The organism is Streptomyces sp. NPDC017448, assembly GCF_044330565.1.
GTDB lineage: Bacteria > Actinomycetota > Actinomycetes > Streptomycetales > Streptomycetaceae > Streptomyces.
Genome location: NZ_JBIRLM010000020.1, coordinates 111,634 through 128,670 on the forward strand (window position 1 = coordinate 111,634; position 17,037 = coordinate 128,670).

A 17,037-nucleotide genomic window follows, 5' to 3' on the forward strand; every position below is an offset into this window, starting at 1 on the left:
CGGATGAGCTCCGTGCGGGGTGCGGCGGCGGGCTTCACCAGCGCACCGGCAGCGCCCGCACGCCGCGCATCAGCAGGCCGGGCAGCCAGTCCGGTTCGCCGCCGGACGGGTCGCGGGCGAGGCCCGGGAAGCGTTCCAGCAGGGCGCCGATCGCGGTGCGCGCCTCCATCCGGGCGAGCGGCGCGCCCAGGCAGTGGTGCGCACCGTGGCCGAAGCCCAGGTGCCCCTGGGGCTCGCGACGGATGTCGAAGGCGTCCGGTCCGGGGAAGCGGGCCGGGTCGCGGTCGGCGGAGGCCAGGGCGACGAGCACCGCCTCGTCGCGGGGGATCACGGTGGAGCCGATCTTCACCTCCTCGCGGGCGAAGCGGAAGGTGGTGGTCTCCACCGGGCCGTCGTAGCGCAGCATCTCCTCCACCGCGCCGTCGATGAGCCCCGGTTCGGCCCGCAGCAGGGCGAGTTGGTCGGGGTGGTCGAGCAGGGCCCGGACCCCGTTGGCGATCAGGTTGACGGTGGTCTCGTGCCCCGCCACCAGCAACAGGAAGGCCATGCCGACCAGCTCGGCGGAGGAGAGACCGTCGCCGCCCTCGTCCCGGGTGCGGATCAACGCACTGAGGAGGTCGTCGCCGGGCGAACGGCGTTTCTCCGCGATGAGGTCGACGAGGTAGTCGCTCATCGCGCCGGCCGGGTCGGCGTCGCGCTGCTCCCGGGTGGGCGTGACGATGCCGTTCGAGAGCGTCCGGAAGGCGTCCCGGTCGATGTCGGGGACGCCGAGGAGTTCGCAGATCACGGTCATCGGCAGGGGGAAGGCGAGTGCGTCGACCAGGTCCGCGGAGCCCCGGGGCGCCATCGCGTCGAGGAGCCGCTCGGTGATCTCGGCGACGCGTGGGCGCAGCGCCTCGATGCGCCGGGCGGTGAACTCGCGGACGACGAGCCGTCGCAGCCGGGTGTGGTGCGGGGCGTCCAGTTCCAGCATGTTGGCGCTGAGCAGGGCCTCGGACGCCTCCCAACGCCCGGTGGTGCGCCAGTCCTTGCCGAACCGGTGGTCGGCGAGGACGGCGCGGCCCTCCTCGTACCCGACGACCAGCCAGACGCGCTCCATCTCGTCGGTGCGCACGATGTGCACGGGGCCCTCGGCGCGCAGCTCCGCGTAGTACGGATAGGGGTCGGCGGTGAAGTCCGGCAGGTTCCGCAGATCACGTACGGCCATGGGCAGGCAGCCCCTCTCCCGTCGCGGGCCCGTTCCGGTCCGGGCCGCTCCGGTCAGCCTAGGGTCTTCCTCCGGACCAGGTCCCGGGTCCGGAGGATCCGCCGGACGCGCCTCGGGCCGCGTCGCCTCCCCCGTCCGCGTCGAGGAGCCCCGCGTCGTGGGTCAACAGGGCTATCTGGACGCGGTTGTTGAGGCCGAGTCTGGCGAGAATCCGTGAGACGTGGGTCTTGACGGTGGCGACGCCGAGGTAGAGGGAGCCGGCGATCTCCGCGTGGGACCCGCCGCGCCGACGGCGACGGCGACCTCCTTCTCCCGCTCGGCGGGTTGGTCGAAGCGCCTGCGTGCGCGGTCGGCGCGGGCGGGCTGCTGTACGAGTGGACGGGCTGGTTCCGGTTCTGGACGGTGGTGCGGCACGTCGACTTCCTCGGCGACCGCATGCTGTTCGTCGACATCGTGCTGATCGTGGCGGGGGCGGCCGTGATGGTCGCCGCCGACGCGGTCAAGTCGTGACGGCGGCCGGCACGTCCTGACAGCGCGGCGGGCACGGGCCGAGGACGCCGGTCAGGTCAGGCCGCGGCGGCCGTCGCGTACGGGCCGGTGGCGGTCCAGCTCACGCCCCGGCGCGCTCCCGGTCCGCGCCCCGCCTGCCCCAGGCGGTGCCCGCCAGGACGAGCACCGCCCCGGCGGCGCCGAGCAGGCCCAGCCGTTCCCCGCCGAGGCTGATGCCGACGGCGGCGGCCCACAGCGGTTCCGTACCGAGCAGCAGGCTGACCCGGGACGGAGAGGTGCGGCGGACGGACCACATCTGCACGAAGAACGCGAACAGGGTGCAGAACACCGAGAGGAAGACCAGCCCCGCCCACTCCCGGGCTCCGAAGTCCGCCGCCGCGCTCCACGGCGAGGCGCCGGTGCCGGGGACGGCGGCGAGGACGGCGAAGACGGCGACCGCGGCCCCGAGCTGGACGGTCGTCAGGGAGAGCGAGTCGGCGTCCCGGACCGCCTTGATCCTCGCCATGGCCAGGACGTGGACGGTCCTGGCGAGGGCGGCGAGGAGCATCAGGAGGTCGCCGCCCGAGGGGCTGGTGAACCCGCCGCCCTGGGTCAGCAGGACCACGCCGGCGACGGAGAGCCCGGCCGCGGCGACGAACCCGGCCGACGGGCGTACGCGGGTCACGGCGGCCTCGGCCAGGGGCGTGAAGATCATGGTGAGGCTGATGATCAGCCCGGCGTTGGTGGCGGAGGTGTGCACCACCCCGTACGTCTCCAGGAGGAAGATCCCGCTCAGCACCAGGCCCAGCAGTCCGGCGCCCCGCCACTGCGCGCCGGTCAGCGCCCGCAGCCTGCGCCATCCGGTCGCCACGAGCACCGGCAGCACGATCGCGAAGCGCAGGACCAGGACGGCGATGACCGTGTGGGCGGTGGTGATGCCCTTGGCCGCGAGGTAGCTGGCGCCCCAGACGACGGCGACCGCCAGCACGGGCAGATCGGTGCCCCAGGCGCGGCGCGGGGGCGCGAGGACGGGTACGGCGACAGCGGACACGGGGTCTCCTGGAGCTCCACGGAACATGGTGTGGAGACCTCACCGGCTCGCACGGGAGTGATCACGCTATCCACCGGGCCGGTGGAAAAGGAACACCTGTCTCACCGCTCGGATCGTCCCGGCGCATCGTCCGTGGTCAGAGGCGGGCGGGCCGTTCGGCCGGGGGAAGCGGGTCCGCCGAGGTCTCCGCCGCTCCCTAGACTGACGCCTCGATAACTCTGAGGCACGGAGTGGTCACATGACGTCGGTAAGGGCGGACGGGCGGGTCGAGCGGGGGGACCGGACCCGGCAGTTGATCCTGGGGCGGGCGGTGCAGATCGCCTCGGTCGAAGGGCTGGAGGGCCTGTCGCTGGGGCGGCTGGCCGCCGAACTGGGGCTGAGCAAGAGCGGGGTCTTCGCCCTGTTCGGCTCGAAGGAGGGGCTCCAGCTGGCGACCGTGCGGGGGGCGGTGGCCATCTACGTCGACCATGTGCTGCGCCCCGCCCGGTCGGCGCCGCCGGGGCTCGGCCGGGTCTGGCGGATGTGCGAGGCGTGGATCGCGTACTCCCGCGAGCGCGTGTTCCGCGGCGGCTGCTTCTTCTACGCGGCGACCGCCGAGTTCGACGCGCGAGGCGGCAAGGTGCACGACGCGCTGGCGTCCGCGCAGACGGGTTGGGTCACCTTCGTGGAGCAGACGATCGAGGAGGCCCGGGCCCTCGGGGAGCTGGCCGCCGACACCGACGTGTGCCAGCTGGCCTTCGAGGTGATCGCCCTGCTGGAGCTGGCCAACGCGGAGTCGGTGCTGCAGAAGAACAACCTCGGCTACGAGAAGGCGGCACGGGCCATCCTGGCCCGGCTGCGGGCGGCGGCGACGGACCCTGCGCCGCTGCCCTCCCCTCCCCCGCAGCTCCCCCGCGGTGAGGGGCCCGGACGGGCGTAGGCGTCCGATACCCGCCGGTGCGCGGGGCGCCGCGCGCGTTTGCTGGGGGGTGCCGTCGCGGTGACGGCGCCCCCGATCAGCGAGGAAGCAGCCATGTCCAGCACCCTTTCCCCCACCGTTCCCACCGTTCCCGCGACCCGGGCCGCCCTGGTCACCGGGGGCGGCCGGGGCATCGGCGCCGCGACCGCGCTCCGGCTCGCCCGGGACGGCGTGGACGTCGCCGTCACCTATGTGCGGGACGAGAAGGCGGCCCGTGCGGTCGTCGAGAGGGTCGAGGCCCTCGGCCGCCGGGGGGTGGCCCTGCGCTGCGACGCGGCGGACGCCGTGGCGGCCGGCGAGGCCGTGCACCGGGCGGCGGACGCGCTCGGCCGGCTCGACGTCCTGGTCAACAACGCGGGCATCGGCCTCCTCGGCCCGATCGGGGAGCTGACCGGGGAGCAGGTGGACCGGACGCTGGCGGTGAACGTCCGTGCGGTCTTCCTCGCCTGCCGGGCCGCGGCGGAGCGGCTGGCCGACGGGGGCCGGATCGTCTCCGTCGGCACCGCGCTGAGCCGGTACACGGGCGGGCCCGGCTCCACCCTGTACGGGCTCAGCAAGTCCGCCCTGGCGGGGCTGACCAAGCCGCTCGCCCGGGAGCTGGGGCCGCGCGGCATCACGGTGAACCTGGTCCAGCCCGGGCCGGTGGACACCGACCTCAACCCGGCGGACGGCCCGTTCGCCGAGGGGCAGCGGGCGGCGACCGCCCTGGGCCGGTTCGGCACGGCGGAGGAGGTCGCCTCGCTCGTCGCGTACCTCGCGAGCGCGGAGGCGGCCTTCATCACGGGCACCGAGCTGGTCGTGGACGGCGGCCACGCGGCCTGAGCACCGCTCCGCCGCCCGGAACCGGGCCCGGCGGACGGGGACCTCTCCCCCCGGCCGCCCGCATCCGCCCCGCCGGGTGCGGGCGGCGGGGCCCCGCGCGGTCCCCCCGCCGACCGGTCCGCCGCCCCGGCCCGGCGGCCCCCGCCCGGCTGCCCCCCGCCCGCCCCGCCCCTACGCTGGCCGGGACGGGGCAGCGACGGGAAGGACGGGACCAGCACATGTCCGGCACACCGGTTCAGGCGCTCAACGACGGCACGCGGCTCCCGGCGGTGGGGTTCGGCACCTATCCGCTGGACGACGCGGCGGCCGAGGAGGCCGTCGCCGGCGCCCTCCGGCTCGGCTACCGGCTGATCGACACGGCTTTCGCCTACGGCAACGAGACCGGCGTCGGCCGGGGCGTCGCCCGCAGCGGTGTCCCCCGCCAGGAGATCCGCCTCACCACGAAAGTGCCCGGCCGGCACCACGGGTACGAGGAGACGCTGGCCTCGTTCGAGGAGTCGCGGGCCCGGCTGGGCGTCGAGTACGTCGATCTGTACCTGATCCACTGGCCGCTCCCCCGGATCGACCGGTACGTGGAGACGTGGAAGGCGATGATCAGGCTCCGCGAGGACGGTCTGGTCCGCTCGATCGGTGTCTCCAACTTCACCGCCGCGCACCTGGAACGGCTCCAGCGGGAGACGGGCGTGCTGCCCTCGGTCAACCAGATCGAGATGCATCCGCTGCTGCCGCAGGAGGAGCTGCGGGCGGTGCACGCGGCGAAGGGCGTCGTCACGGAGAGCTGGAGCCCGCTGGCCCGGGGCCGCGAAGTGCTGGAGGACCCCTCGATCCGCGCGATCGCGGAGGACCACGGGGTGACCCCCGGCCAGGTGGTGCTGCGCTGGCACACCCAGCTCGGCGCGGTGCCGATCCCGAAGTCGGCGGACCCCGGACGCCGGCGCGAGAACCTCGATCTGTTCGGCTTCGAACTGTCGGCCCAGGAGCTGACGACCGTCTCGTCCGGGCGGCAGCGGCGGTTCGGCGGCAACCCGGACACCCACGAGGAGTTCTGAGCGCCCGGGACGCGGGGGTCGCCGTCGCCGGGCGGGGGCGGCCTCCGCCGTCACAGGAGGGGGGCGGCCGTCACCGGTTGCGCGGGGTGACCTCCGCCATGCGGGACCAGCCGGTGCCCTCCACCTCGACGTTGATGATCTCGGGGACTTCGGCGACCATCTCCGACATCGTCTCGATCGCCGCCTTGAAGTGGTCCGAGTTCACGTGCGCCTCGCCGGCCGCCGCGTCGGCGAACGCCTCCAGCAGGACGAACTCGTCGGGGTTCTCCACGCTGAAGGACCAGTCGAAGAAGACGTTGCCGGGCTCGCCGCGGGTGGCGGCGGTGAACTCCTCCAGCCGGGGGAGCCAGTTGTCGCGCTCGGCGGCGAGGGCGGTGAACTTGACGGCGATGAAGATCATGAGGGGCTCCTGGTCGATACGGCGGAAGGCGCGGTTCACCTGCCCCCTCGGGCCTGCCCCCGCACCCCGACCAGCGTGGCACATCCCCGCGTGACGGGCCCGGTCGGGCGCACCGCGATCCCCCTGCGGCCTCGGTGCGCCACGCGCCCGGCGCGTACGCGATCAGCCGCCGAGCTCCCGGTGGCGGGCGGCCAGAGCGGCGGCGCCCTCCTGGGTGAGCGAGCCGTGCAGCCTCAGGCGGGAGATGCCGCCGTCCGGGAAGATGTCGATCCGTACGCGGGTCGCCCGGACGGGCGCGTCGAGCACGAAGCGGTGGTCGGTGTCGGGCTGGAGGCGGGTCCGCGGCAGGATCTCGGTCCAGCCGCCGCCCTCCCCGTCCCGTACCGACAGGCTCGCCCAGCCGGCGGAGTTGCCCTTGAGGTAGGCGGTGTCGATCTCGACGGCCCGGATCTCGGACTGCGCGGCGAGTCGGTAGCTGATCCAGTCGTTGCCCCGGTCGCGGCGGCGGCGGGTCTCCCAGCCGTCGTCCATCTTGCGGGAGCGGCCGGGCTGGATGGTGTTGGTGGCCGGGGAGTAGAAGCGGTCGGAGGCGTCCTCGACCCGGCCGCCGTTCTCCAGGGCGGCCAGGTCGAACGTGCCGAGGGCGCCGAGCCAGGCGGGGTCGGGGACGACCTCGCCGTACACGCGCAGCCGGGCGATCCCGCCGTCCGGGTGCTGGTTGACCCGCAGGTGGGTGAAGCGCTGCTCGGCGTCGACGGCGAAGCCGTTGGCCGCGTGGCCGCCGACCGCCGTACGGGGGACGAGCGTGGTCCACTTCACGTCGGGGGCGAGGAGGTCCTCGGGGGACGGGGAGCCGGGCAGGGACGTCGCCTCGACGGAGACGGCCTGCGGGTAGTTGCCGCGGAAGTGGGCGGTGTCCAGGACGATGCCCCGGACGACGCCGGGCGCGCCGAGCCGGACGAGGGCCCAGTCGTGGTCGTCGGCGGTGGGGTGCGGTTCGGCGGCGCTGACACCCCGGCGGCGGCGGGTCTCCCAGCCGTCCATGACCTTGCCCTTGTGGCCGAAGTGCTCCGGGTCGAAGACCGCGGGGCCTGGCTTGAGCAGGTTCTCGCGCTCGGCGAAGAACTCGTCGTTGGCCGCGACGACCCCGGCTCCGAGGCGGCGGTCGGCCAGGTCGACGAGGTGGGTGAAGGGGAAGTCGGCGGTGCGGTGGTCGGCGTACGGGTCGCCGCCCGCGTACGGGCGGGCATCACCGGTGAAGCGGGGTATCGCGGCGTCCGTCATGGTGGGAGCCTTCCTTTCGGGCACGGTCGGTGGTCGCGGTCGCACTCGGGAGCGGCGTCGCGGTCGGGGGTCGCGTTCGCGCTCGGGGGTCGCGTTCGCGCTCGGGGGTCGCGTTCAGGCGCGGGGGTCGCGTTCACGCTCGGGGGTCGCGTTCAGGCGCGGGGGTCGCGTTCACGCTCGGGGCGGGGAGGGCCGGGTCAGCGCTCCCGTTCCAGGAGGCGGCCGGCGGGCTCGGCGAGGACGCCGTCGGAGGCGATACGGGTTCCGCGCAGCCAACTGGAGCGGACCACGCCGTGCAGGGTCTTCCCGGCGTAGGCGGTGACCTGGTTGCGGTGGAACAGTTCGGCGGGATCGACGGTGAAGGTCGCCTCGGGCGCGAGGACCGCGAAGTCGGCGTCGCGGCCGGCCTCGATGGCGCCCTTGCGGGTCAGCCCGGCGAGTTCGGCGGGGGCGGCGGACATCCAGCGGGCCACGTCGTCGAGCGAGTGGCCGCGTCGGCGGGCCTCGGTCCAGATGGCGGGCAGGCCGAGCTGGAGGGAGGAGATGCCGCCCCAGGCCGAGGCGAAGTCCGGGGTCTTGAGGTCGGTGGTGCACGGCGAGTGGTCGCTGACGACGCAGTCGATCGTGCCGTCGGCGAGCCCGGCCCACAGCGCGTCCTGGTTGGCGGCCTCGCGGATCGGCGGGCAGCACTTGAACTCGGTTGCTCCGTCCGGGACTTCCTCGGCGGTGAGGGTGAGGAAGTGCGGGCACGACTCGACGGTGACGCGGACGCCCTCGCGCTTGGCGGCGGCGATCAGCGGCAGTGCGTCGCCGGAGGAGAGGTGCAGGACGTGGACGCGGGCGTTCAGCCGCCTGGCGTGGGCGATGAGCCCTTCGATCGCGGTGTTCTCGGCGTCGCGCGGGCGGGAGGCGAGGAAGTCGGCGTAGGCGGGGCCGGGGCGCTGCGGGGCGTCGGCCAGGTGGTGCGGGTCCTCGGCGTGCACGATGAGCAGTCCGCCGAATCCGGCGATCTCCGCCATGGAGCGGGCCAGTTGCTCCTGGTCCAGCTCGGGGAACTCCTCGACGCCGGAGGGCGACAGGAAGCACTTGAAGCCGAAGACCCCGGCCTCGTACAGCGGACGGAGGTCCTTGGTGTTGGTCGGGATCGCCCCGCCCCAGAAGCCGGTGTCGACGTGCGCCTTGGGGGCGGCGACCCGCTGCTTGGTCCGCAGGTGCTCGACGGTGGTGGTCGGCGGGAGGGAGTTGAGCGGCATGTCCAGGAGCGTGGTGATGCCGCCGGCCGCGGCGGCACGGGTCGCGGTCCAGAACCCCTCCCACTCGGTGCGGCCGGGGTCGTTCACATGGACGTGGGTGTCGACCAGGCCGGGCAGCAGGACGTCGTCGCCGAAGTCCTCCAGGCGGGCGCCGGGGGGCACGTCGGCGTCGTACGGCAGGACCGCGTGGATCGTCCCGCCCGCGACGGCGACCGCCGCCGGGCGGGTTCCCCCGGGGGTGACGACGCGCGTCGAGCGCAGTACCAGGTTCACGTCCTGACCGGACACCCGTGCTCCTCACTCCAGTAATTCAACGAACTGTTGAAGCTGCGGTGGAGTCTTCACGCGGGGGTCGCCCTCGTCAAGACCCCGCCCTCCGCCGCGCGGCCCACCCGGACCCGCCGCCGGGAGCCCGTCGGGCCGCTCCCCCGCGGGCGGTCCGGCCCTCCCGGACACACATCGGGGAACCTCTGGAGGTTTCCACGAAGTAAAAGTAACTTTTCGAACTGCGGAACGTAGCATGGGCCAGGAGGGGCGGCGCGGAGCCGCCCGTTCCGACCGTCGGCACCCGGACAAAACAGGCCCTGACCGGCACCGACGCCGACCGGGAGCAGTGGGCCGATCGGGAGCCGCCCGGTAGGCTGCTGCCTTGCCTTCCGCTTCGAAAGGATCGCCCACGTGCCGCCGTCCCACGCCAGCACCGCCGACTCCAAGCCCGCCGGCCCCAGCGGCGGGGTGCAGTCCCTCGAGCGCGCCTTCGATCTGCTGGAGCGGATGGCGGACGCCGGGGGCGAGGTCGGGCTGAGCGAGCTGTCCGCGAGCAGCGGCCTGCCCCTGCCGACCATCCACCGGCTGATGCGCACCCTGGTCGTCTGCGGTTACGTACGCCAGCAGCCCAACCGCCGTTACGCGCTGGGCCCCCGCCTGATCCGGCTCGGCGAGTCCGCGTCCCGGCTGCTGGGCACCTGGGCCCGCCCCTACCTCAGCCGGCTGGTCGAGGAGACCGGCGAGACGGCGAACATGGCGCTGCTGGACGGGGACGAGATCGTGTACGTCGCCCAGGTGCCGTCCAAGCACTCCATGCGGATGTTCACCGAGGTCGGCCGCCGGGTCCTGCCGCACTCCACGGGCGTGGGCAAGGCGCTCCTCGCGCACACGCCCGCCGAGGAGGTCCGGGCGCTGCTGGCCCGTACGGGCATGCCGGCGGCGACGGAGAAGACGATCACCACGCCGGAGGGTTTCCTCGACGCCCTGGAGCAGGTGCGCCGCGCCGGGTACGCGGTGGACGACAACGAGCAGGAGATCGGGGTGCGGTGCCTCGCGGTCTCCGTGCCGAACTCCCCCACCTCGGCCGCGATCTCCATCTCGGGCCCGGCGGGACGCGTCACGGAGGCGGCCACGGAGCGGATCGTGCCGATCCTCCAGCAGATCGCCGGAGAGCTGTCCGACGCCCTGGCGAGCAACGGCGCCAACGGGGGCTGAACCCCGCGGGGGGCCTCGGCCCCCGGGACGGTCCCGCCGCGCCCCGGTCTCAGACCCCGGCCGGGGCGGGGGCCGCGGTCAGTCGGCCGTCCTCCATCCTCACCGTGCGGTCCATCCGGTCCAGGTGCGCCGGGTCGTGCGTGACCAGCACCGTGGCGGTGGCGCGTTCCCGTGCCAGGCCGACCAGCAGGTCCAGCACGGCCGCGCCGCGTTCGTGGTCGAGCGCGCTGGTCGGCTCGTCGACGAGCAGGACGGCCGGTTGGTTCATCAGGGCGCGGGCGATGTTGATCCGCTGGCGCTGACCGCCCGACAGCCGGTGCGGCCGCCGGTCCGCGTGGTCGGCCAGGCCGACCGCCTCCAGCAGGTCCAGGGCCCGGCGGCGGGCGGCGCGGGCGGACCCGCCGGAGAGGTGGCGCATCACCTGGAGCTGCTCGGCGGCGGTCAGCGAGGGCAGCAGGTTGGGCTGCTGGAAGACGATGCCGATGTGCTCCCGGCGCAGGGCGGCCCGCCCCGCGCGGCTCAGCCCGGCGGTCGGCGTCCCGGCCACGACGACCTCGCCCGACTCCGGGGCCACCAGGGTGGCGGCGGCGGCGAGGAGGCTGGACTTGCCCGAACCGGAGGGGCCGACGACGGCGGTGAGCGTGCCCGGGGGCACGTCCAGCGAGACCCGGTCCAGGGCGGTCAGCCGGCCCTCCCCGTCCGGGTAGGTGAGGGTGACATCGGTCAGGGTGAGCGTCATCGGGCACTCCCGAGTGCGGTGAGCGGGTCGACGGCGGTGATCCGCCGGATGGACAGGGCGGCCCCGAGCGCGCCGAGGGCGGTCATCACGGCGGCCGGGACGAGGACGGTCGCCGGGTCGAGGACGAACGGCGCCGATCCGCCGATCAGGACGCCGGCCCCGGCCGCGAGCGCGGTGCCCAGCCCCGTACCGAGGACGAGCATCGCCACGGCCTGTCCGAGCGCGTCGCGCAGGAGGTACGGGGTCGACGCGCCGAGCGCCTTCAGCACCGCGACGTCGCCGCTGCGCTGGATCGTCCAGACGGTGAAGAACGCCCCGATGACGAGCGCGGAGATGGCGAAGAGGAAACCGCGCATCAGTTGCAGCGAACCGTTCTCCGCCCGGTAGGAGCCGATCGCGGCGAGGGAGTCGTCGAGGCTGAGCGTGCTGGTGCCCGCCGCCTCGTCCCCCGCCGCGAGATCGGCGCCGCCGGTGGTGGTCAGGGCGATCACGGTGGCCTGTTCGTCCGGGCCGGCCCCGTCGCGGCCGATCTGCTGCCAGTCGTCGAGGGTGGTCCAGACGACGGGGGTGTGGCTGTGGGCGGCGTCTCCGGCGACCGCGGCGACCTCGCGCTCGGCCGGACCGAGCGCGATCCGGTCCCCGGCGGCCGCGTCCAGTTCCTCGGCCGCCTTCGCGGAGAGCACGACCCGCCCCGGGGCGGTCCCCTCCGGCCCGAGGGAGCCGCCCGGCTCGACGCCGAAGGCCGACACGGCGGCGGACCGCCCCCCGGCGGCGGTGGCGTCGAGCGTACGGATGCCGACCGGCTGCGCGGCCTCGACGCCGGGCCGGGCCGCCCAGGCCCGCCAGTCGCCCTCGCGGACGGTCGAGTCGGTGAACGACTCCGCCTGCCCGTCCGGGGGCGCGGCGAACGCCAGGTGGTCGGCGTCCAGGCCGGTGACGGCCGAGGTGTTCTCCCGGGCCAGACCGGCGGTGAGGCCGGACAGCAGGCCCACGAGCAGCGTGATCAGCACCACGACCGAACCCATGAGGGCAAAGCGGCCCTTGGCGAAGCGGAGGTCTCTCCATGCGACGAACATGGCTCCAGCCTCGCCGGGCCGGGGCGGGAGGACATCGCGCGGGGGACGGGCCCGGAATCAACCTTTCGATTGACCGGGGCCGGGGAGGCCGCGGCTACGCTGGACGGACCATGGATTCGCGTTCGCACACCCACGTCACGGCGGCCCTCCGGTTCTGTGCGCACGCCCTGCTGGCGGGGCTGCTGGCCCTGGTCGTGGTGCGCGCGGTGGGCGAGGACGCGCCGGACACGGCGGCGGTCGTGGCGGTGACGCTGCTGACGGCGGCCCTGTACGCGGCGGGGGCGGCGGCCTCCGCCGGACCTCCGGAGCGGGCGGGCGCACCGGCCTCCCGGACACGGCCGCCTAGCCGGGTGAAGGCCCTGGTTCCGCGCGTACGGCCCGGCAGCCGGGCGGGGGCGTGGTGGCTGGGCGCGCTGTGGACGCTGTGGGCGGTGCTGCTGGTGCTGTCTCCGGACGCCCTGTGGGTCGCCTTCCCGCTCTACTTCCTCCAGCTCCACTTCCTGCCGATGCGCTGGGCGCTGCCCGCCGTCGTGGTCACGGCCGCCGCCGCGATCACCGGTTTCGTCGTGCACCGGCAGGAGATCGTGCCCGGCGCGTTCATCGGACCGCTGATCGGCGCGGCGGTCGCGGTCGCCACCGTCCTCGGGTACGACGCCCTGTTCCGGGAGAGCGAGCGGCGGCGGGAGCTGATCGTGGAGCTGGTCGCCACCCGCGCGGAGCTGGCCGAGGCGGAGCGGACCGCCGGGGCCCTCGCCGAGCGCGAGCGGCTGGCCCGGGAGATCCACGACACCCTCGCCCAGGGGCTGTCCAGCATCCAGCTGCTGCTGCGGGCCGCCGAGCGGACGCTGCCGCCGGACGCTCCGGCCACCGCCCACGTGCGGGCCGCCCGCGAGGCCGCGCAGGCCAATCTCGCCGAGGCCCGTTCCTTCGTCCGCGCGCTGACGCCGCCGGACCTGGAGCACGGTTCGCTGGCGGCCGCCCTGGAACGGCTCTGCGCGCGGACGACCGCGCCGGACCTGACGGTACGGTTCGCGGTCAGCGGGGCCCCGGTGGAGCTGCCCACCCCGTACGAGGTGGCGTTGTTGCGGACCGCGCAGTCGGCGCTGGCCAACACGGTGCGCCATGCGGGGGCCGGGCGGGCGGAGATCACGCTGAGTTTCATGGGCACCTCCGTGGCGCTGGACGTCGTGGACGACGGGCGGGGTTTCGACCCGTCGGCGGCCCCCGTCCACGAGCGCGGCGACGGCGGCTTCGGGCTGCCCGCGATGCGGGCGCGGGCCGGATCGCTCGGCGGTGCGCTGAGCGTGGAGTCGGCGCCGGGCCAGGGCACGGCGGTCGCCGTCACGCTGCCGCTGCCCGTGGCGGAAGCCGGGACGACGGTGGGCACGGGTACGGAAGCGGAGCGTGCGGCGTGAGTGGGGAGGCGATCCGGCTGCTGCTGGCCGACGACCATCCGGTGGTACGGGCGGGGCTGCGCGCGGTCCTGGACGCCGAGCCGGACTTCGAGGTCGCCGGTGAGGCCGCCACCGCCGAGGAGGCCGTCGCCCTGGCGGCGGCGGGCGGCTTCGACGTGGTCCTGATGGACCTCCAGTTCGGGGCGGGGATGCACGGCTCGCAGGCCACGGCGACGATCACCGCCGCTCCGGGCGCTCCCCGGGTCCTGATCCTCACCACCTACGACTCCGACGCGGACATCCTGGCGGCGGTCGAGGCCGGGGCCGGCGGCTACCTGCTGAAGGACGCGCCGCCGCAGGAGCTGGCCGCCGCCGTGCGCACGGCGGCGGCGGGCCACTCGGCGCTGGCGCCCTCGGTGGCGCACCGGCTGATGGACCGGATGCGCACTCCGGCCGAGGCGCTGACCCGGCGGGAGCTGGAGGTGCTGCACCTGGTCGGGGAGGGCCTGTCGAACCTGCAGATCAGCAAACGGCTGTTCCTGAGCCAGGCCACGGTCAAGTCCCACCTGGTGCACGTCTACGCCAAACTGGGCGTCGACTCCCGCACGTCGGCGGTGGCGGCGGCCACGGCCCGCCGGCTCATCCGCCGCTGAGGGGGCGGAGACGGGGCGTCACCCGCGCGGGCTCCCCGAAGCGCCGCCACCGTTCATTCGCGGCGGGGGGCGCGATCACCCGCGCGGGGGCTCCCCGAAGAGATCCACCGCGTTGCGCACCTCGCGCAGGGAGCCGGCCAGGGCGCTCATCGAGCCGATCGCCCCCGCGATCAGCAGCAGGGAGCGGCGCATCCGGGGGATCTCCGGCACTCCGCTGACGGCCATGGCGTCCAGGGCGGCCAGCTCGTCCTCGGCGACCGGGCGGTCCGGGAAATCGGCCCGCAGGCCGGCCAGCTCCCTGCGGAGTCGGGAGACGGCCACGCGCAGCTCGGCCACCCTCGGGTCCTCGACGCTTCCGGCCAGCCTCTTCTGCCCCATGCTCCGCAACACGGCATTCCCCCTCGCACGTCCCGGCGCCGCTGTGACCCCCGCCCCCGGGCTGTGGCCAAGTCACCGGGTCCGCCCGCAAGTTAACGCCATGACAGGCAGTGCGCGCCAGCCCACGGAAAGAAATCGGGGTGACCCCTGAGGGTGACATGCGTGTCGCGTGTGCGAAGGGCTCGGTGGTATCCAGGCCCCATGGTCACGGACACGACGACGAGCACGGGCCCCGGCCGGGCGCCCGGTACGAAGGACCCCAAGGTCGCGGGGGTGCTGCTGGCCGCCGGCGGGGGGCGGCGGCTCGGCGGCCGCCCGAAGGCGCTGCTGGGGCACCGGGGGCGCCCGCTGATCGAACACGCGGTGCGCTCCCTGCGCAACGGCGGCTGCGGCCCGCTCCACGTGGTGTTGGGCGCGGCGGCGGACGAGGTGCGGGCCCGCGCGGAGCTGACGGGCTGCGCCGTGAGCGTGAACCCCGACTGGGAGGAGGGCATGGGCTCCTCGCTCCGGCTGGGTCTGGCCGCCCTGAGCGCGGCGGATGCGGACGCGGCGCTCGTCCTCCTGGTCGACCAGCCGGGCATCGGCCCCGAAGCGGTGGCGCGGGTGCGGCTCGCGTACCGCTCGCGTACGAGCCTGGCGGCCGCCTCGTACGGCGGGGTGCGGAGCCATCCGGTGCTGTTCGGAGTGGACCGGTGGCCGGACGTCGCGGCGGCGGCCGTGGGCGACCGGGGCGCGCGGACGTACCTGCGGGAGCACCGCGACGCCATCACGCTGGTGGAGTGCGCGGATGTGGCGGAGGCGTACGACATCGACACCGCGGAGGACCTCGGGCGGCTGGAGTGACCGGAGGGGCGACCGCCCGGCGCCACGGGCTCCGCCCCCCTCGCCGCGGGCTCCGCCCCCCTCGCCGCGGGGCCGGGGCCGTCCTCCGCCGGCGACGACCCGTGGCCGCGCCGGCACCCTGCGCCGCGGCGGGGCCGTTTCTGTCGAACCGGAGAATCTCGACATCAACAAATCATTGAACTTCCACCATGAGGAAACTACTATCCACTGATCAGAAGCCATCTGAACCTCAGACGGCACCCACGGCCGTATCTCGGAGCCATGGCACGCCGTGCCGTCTCAGGCGACCCGGCGGCCGGTGAGAGGCCGCCGCCCGCTGAAGGAGTGACAGCTCATGTCCGCACCAGCGCCGTCCACGCTGGCCATCGTCGATGCCGAGCCCCTGCCCCGGCAGGAAGAGGTCCTGACCGACGCGGCCCTCGCGTTCGTGGCCGAGCTGCACCGGCAGTTCACCCCGCGCCGCAATGAGCTGCTCGCCCGGCGCGGTGAGCGCCGGGCCGAGATCGCCCGCACCTCCACCCTGGACTTCCTGCCCGGGACGGCGGCCGTCCGCGCGGACGACTCCTGGAAGGTCGCACCCGCCCCGGCGGCGTTGAACGACCGCCGGGTGGAGATCACCGGTCCGACCGACCGCAAGATGACCGTCAACGCCCTGAACTCGGGCGCGAAGGTCTGGCTCGCCGACTTCGAGGACGCGTCCGCCCCCACATGGGAGAACGTCGTCCTCGGCCAGCTCAACCTCACCGACGCCTATGAGCGCCGCATCGACTTCACCGACCCGAAGACCGGCAAGTCGTACGCGCTGAAGCCCGCCGACGAGCTGGCCACGGTCGTCATGCGCCCGCGCGGCTGGCACCTGGAGGAGCGCCACCTCCAGCTCGACGGCGTCTCCGTGCCCGGCGCCCTGGTCGACTTCGGCCTCTACTTCTTCCACAACGCGCAGCGGCTGATCGACCTCGGCAAGGGCCCGTACTTCTACCTGCCGAAGACCGAGTCGCACCTGGAGGCCCGCCTCTGGAACGACGTCTTCGTCTTCGCCCAGGACTACGTCGGCATCCCGCAGGGCACGGTCCGCGCCACCGTCCTGATCGAGACGATCACCGCCGCGTACGAGATGGAGGAGATCCTCTACGAACTGCGCGACCACGCCTCCGGGTTGAACGCGGGCCGCTGGGACTACCTCTTCTCCATCGTCAAGAACTTCCGTGACGGCGGGGCCAAGTTCGTGCTGCCGGACCGCAACGCGGTGACGATGACCGCTCCGTTCATGCGGGCGTACACCGAACTCCTGGTCCGCACCTGCCACAAGCGCGGTGCGCACGCGATCGGCGGCATGGCGGCCTTCATCCCCTCGCGGCGCGACGCCGAGGTCAACAAGGTGGCCTTCGAGAAGGTCAAGGCCGACAAGGACCGCGAGGCCGGCGACGGTTTCGACGGCTCCTGGGTCGCCCATCCCGACCTGGTGCCCATCGCCCTGGCCTCCTTCGACGCGGTCCTCGGTGAGAAGCCCCACCAGAAGGACCGGCTCCGCGAGGACGTCTCGGTGGCGGCGGGCGACCTGATCGCCATCGACACCCTCGACGCCAAGCCCACCTACGACGGCCTGCGCAACGCCGTCGCGGTCGGCATCCGCTACATCGAGGCGTGGCTGCGGGGCCTGGGGGCGGTCGCCATCTTCAACCTGATGGAGGACGCGGCGACCGCCGAGATCTCCCGCTCGCAGATCTGGCAGTGGATCAACGCGGACGTGGTCTTCGAGAACGGCGAGCACGCCACGGCGGAGCTGGCCCGCCGGGTCGCCGCCGAGGAACTGGCGGCGATCCGCGCGGAGATCGGCGAGGAGGCCTTCACCGCCGGCAGGTGGCAGCAGGCACACGACCTCCTGCTCCAGGTCTCCTTGGACCAGGACTACGCGGACTTCCTCACCCTGCCCGCGTACGAGCAGCTGCGCTGACCGGC

17 protein-coding genes and 1 pseudogene are annotated in these 17,037 nt (G+C 74.3%); 9 read left to right on the top strand and 9 right to left on the bottom strand.

What is annotated here, in order from left to right; all coding sequences use genetic code 11:
* Window positions 1-34: 34 nt before the first annotated feature.
* Window positions 35-1,207, bottom strand: coding sequence for a cytochrome P450 (locus ACH4K1_RS27150; protein ID WP_398092199.1), 1,173 nt, complete (start codon window positions 1,205-1,207; stop codon window positions 35-37).
* 58 nt (window positions 1,208-1,265) lie between these two features.
* A pseudogene (locus ACH4K1_RS27155) lies at window positions 1,266-1,564 on the bottom strand (response regulator transcription factor); the annotation flags it as partial.
* Here ACH4K1_RS27155 and ACH4K1_RS27160 point away from each other — a divergent pair.
* A complete protein-coding gene (locus ACH4K1_RS27160; RefSeq protein ID WP_398092200.1) occupies window positions 1,532-1,717 on the top strand; it encodes a hypothetical protein in 186 nt (61 codons plus the stop codon). The pseudogene ACH4K1_RS27155 and the gene ACH4K1_RS27160 overlap by 33 nt on opposite strands.
* Before the next feature lie 100 nt (window positions 1,718-1,817).
* On the opposite strand, the gene ACH4K1_RS27165 is transcribed toward ACH4K1_RS27160, so the two are convergent.
* Entirely contained in the window at window positions 1,818-2,747 is a 930-nt protein-coding gene (locus ACH4K1_RS27165) for a DMT family transporter (protein WP_398092201.1), read from the bottom strand.
* Window positions 2,748-2,985: 238 nt separating this feature from the next.
* On the opposite strand from ACH4K1_RS27165, the gene ACH4K1_RS27170 reads away from it, so the two are divergent.
* From ACH4K1_RS27170 to ACH4K1_RS27180, 3 genes are all read left to right on the top strand, one after another.
* The gene (locus ACH4K1_RS27170; protein WP_398092202.1) at window positions 2,986-3,666 is read left to right on the top strand and encodes a TetR/AcrR family transcriptional regulator; all 681 of its coding nucleotides are present in this window, start codon (window positions 2,986-2,988) and stop codon (window positions 3,664-3,666) included.
* Window positions 3,667-3,759: 93 nt separating this feature from the next.
* Window positions 3,760-4,527 carry an SDR family NAD(P)-dependent oxidoreductase gene (locus ACH4K1_RS27175; protein ID WP_398092203.1) on the top strand — a complete coding sequence of 256 codons (768 nt, stop codon included), beginning with the start codon at window positions 3,760-3,762 and terminating at the stop codon, window positions 4,525-4,527.
* A 218-nt stretch (window positions 4,528-4,745) separates the two neighbouring features.
* Window positions 4,746-5,576: an aldo/keto reductase gene (locus tag ACH4K1_RS27180; protein WP_398092204.1), complete on the top strand. Its 831-nt coding sequence runs from the start codon at window positions 4,746-4,748 to the stop codon at window positions 5,574-5,576.
* Window positions 5,577-5,646: 70 nt separating this feature from the next.
* Here ACH4K1_RS27180 and ACH4K1_RS27185 read toward each other — a convergent pair whose 3' ends face one another.
* The 3 genes from ACH4K1_RS27185 to allB form a co-directional block, all read right to left on the bottom strand.
* Entirely contained in the window at window positions 5,647-5,976 is a 330-nt protein-coding gene (locus tag ACH4K1_RS27185; protein ID WP_398092205.1) for a putative quinol monooxygenase, read from the bottom strand.
* 162 nt (window positions 5,977-6,138) lie between these two features.
* Window positions 6,139-7,260 carry an allantoicase gene (alc, locus tag ACH4K1_RS27190; RefSeq protein ID WP_398092206.1) on the bottom strand — a complete coding sequence of 374 codons (1,122 nt, stop codon included), beginning with the start codon at window positions 7,258-7,260 and terminating at the stop codon, window positions 6,139-6,141.
* A gap of 197 nt (window positions 7,261-7,457) precedes the next feature.
* Entirely contained in the window at window positions 7,458-8,801 is a 1,344-nt protein-coding gene (allB, locus tag ACH4K1_RS27195) for an allantoinase AllB (RefSeq protein ID WP_398092207.1), read from the bottom strand.
* Between the two features lie 390 nt (window positions 8,802-9,191).
* On the opposite strand from allB, the gene ACH4K1_RS27200 reads away from it, so the two are divergent.
* On the top strand, window positions 9,192-9,995 hold the full coding sequence (locus ACH4K1_RS27200; protein ID WP_398092208.1) for an IclR family transcriptional regulator: 804 nt from the start codon (window positions 9,192-9,194) through the stop codon (window positions 9,993-9,995).
* Window positions 9,996-10,044: 49 nt separating this feature from the next.
* Here the strand turns inward: ACH4K1_RS27200 and ACH4K1_RS27205 are convergent, their stop codons facing one another.
* A complete protein-coding gene (locus ACH4K1_RS27205) occupies window positions 10,045-10,734 on the bottom strand; it encodes an ABC transporter ATP-binding protein (protein ID WP_398092209.1) in 690 nt (229 codons plus the stop codon).
* Entirely contained in the window at window positions 10,731-11,810 is a 1,080-nt protein-coding gene (locus tag ACH4K1_RS27210; protein WP_398092210.1) for an ABC transporter permease, read from the bottom strand. Before ACH4K1_RS27210 ends, ACH4K1_RS27205 begins: the two co-directional genes overlap by 4 nt.
* 110 nt (window positions 11,811-11,920) lie before the next feature.
* Here ACH4K1_RS27210 and ACH4K1_RS27215 point away from each other — a divergent pair, with 110 nt between their 5' ends.
* Both ACH4K1_RS27215 and ACH4K1_RS27220 read left to right on the top strand, forming a co-directional pair.
* Window positions 11,921-13,225, top strand: coding sequence for a sensor histidine kinase (locus ACH4K1_RS27215; protein WP_398092211.1), 1,305 nt, complete (start codon window positions 11,921-11,923; stop codon window positions 13,223-13,225).
* A complete protein-coding gene (locus ACH4K1_RS27220) occupies window positions 13,222-13,857 on the top strand; it encodes a response regulator (protein ID WP_398092212.1) in 636 nt (211 codons plus the stop codon). The genes ACH4K1_RS27215 and ACH4K1_RS27220 overlap by 4 nt, the downstream gene beginning before the upstream one ends.
* A 75-nt stretch (window positions 13,858-13,932) precedes the next feature.
* Here ACH4K1_RS27220 and ACH4K1_RS27225 read toward each other — a convergent pair whose 3' ends face one another.
* The gene (locus ACH4K1_RS27225; RefSeq protein ID WP_228989015.1) at window positions 13,933-14,235 is read right to left on the bottom strand and encodes a DUF5955 family protein; all 303 of its coding nucleotides are present in this window, start codon (window positions 14,233-14,235) and stop codon (window positions 13,933-13,935) included.
* A gap of 201 nt (window positions 14,236-14,436) precedes the next feature.
* Here ACH4K1_RS27225 and ACH4K1_RS27230 point away from each other — a divergent pair, with 201 nt between their 5' ends.
* Both ACH4K1_RS27230 and aceB read left to right on the top strand, forming a co-directional pair.
* Window positions 14,437-15,078: an NTP transferase domain-containing protein gene (locus ACH4K1_RS27230; RefSeq protein WP_398092213.1), complete on the top strand. Its 642-nt coding sequence runs from the start codon at window positions 14,437-14,439 to the stop codon at window positions 15,076-15,078.
* Between the two features lie 334 nt (window positions 15,079-15,412).
* Window positions 15,413-17,032: a malate synthase A gene (gene aceB, locus ACH4K1_RS27235; protein ID WP_398092214.1), complete on the top strand. Its 1,620-nt coding sequence runs from the start codon at window positions 15,413-15,415 to the stop codon at window positions 17,030-17,032.
* Window positions 17,033-17,037 lie beyond the last annotated feature (5 nt).

Bases quoted from the DNA above. Each gene is read 5' to 3' on its own strand.
- ACH4K1_RS27150 (WP_398092199.1), bottom strand. From the start codon at position 1,207: ATGGCCGTACGTGATCTGCGGAACCTGCCGGACTTCACCGCCGACCCC.
- ACH4K1_RS27170 (WP_398092202.1), top strand. From the start codon at position 2,986: ATGACGTCGGTAAGGGCGGACGGGCGGGTCGAGCGGGGGGACCGGACC.
- ACH4K1_RS27175 (WP_398092203.1), top strand. From the start codon at position 3,760: ATGTCCAGCACCCTTTCCCCCACCGTTCCCACCGTTCCCGCGACCCGG.
- ACH4K1_RS27180 (WP_398092204.1), top strand. From the start codon at position 4,746: ATGTCCGGCACACCGGTTCAGGCGCTCAACGACGGCACGCGGCTCCCG.
- ACH4K1_RS27185 (WP_398092205.1), bottom strand. From the start codon at position 5,976: ATGATCTTCATCGCCGTCAAGTTCACCGCCCTCGCCGCCGAGCGCGAC.
- alc (WP_398092206.1), bottom strand. From the start codon at position 7,260: ATGACGGACGCCGCGATACCCCGCTTCACCGGTGATGCCCGCCCGTAC.
- ACH4K1_RS27205 (WP_398092209.1), bottom strand. From the start codon at position 10,734: ATGACGCTCACCCTGACCGATGTCACCCTCACCTACCCGGACGGGGAG.
- ACH4K1_RS27210 (WP_398092210.1), bottom strand. From the start codon at position 11,810: ATGTTCGTCGCATGGAGAGACCTCCGCTTCGCCAAGGGCCGCTTTGCC.
- ACH4K1_RS27215 (WP_398092211.1), top strand. From the start codon at position 11,921: ATGGATTCGCGTTCGCACACCCACGTCACGGCGGCCCTCCGGTTCTGT.
- ACH4K1_RS27225 (WP_228989015.1), bottom strand. From the start codon at position 14,235: ATGGGGCAGAAGAGGCTGGCCGGAAGCGTCGAGGACCCGAGGGTGGCC.
- ACH4K1_RS27230 (WP_398092213.1), top strand. From the start codon at position 14,437: ATGGTCACGGACACGACGACGAGCACGGGCCCCGGCCGGGCGCCCGGT.
- aceB (WP_398092214.1), top strand. From the start codon at position 15,413: ATGTCCGCACCAGCGCCGTCCACGCTGGCCATCGTCGATGCCGAGCCC.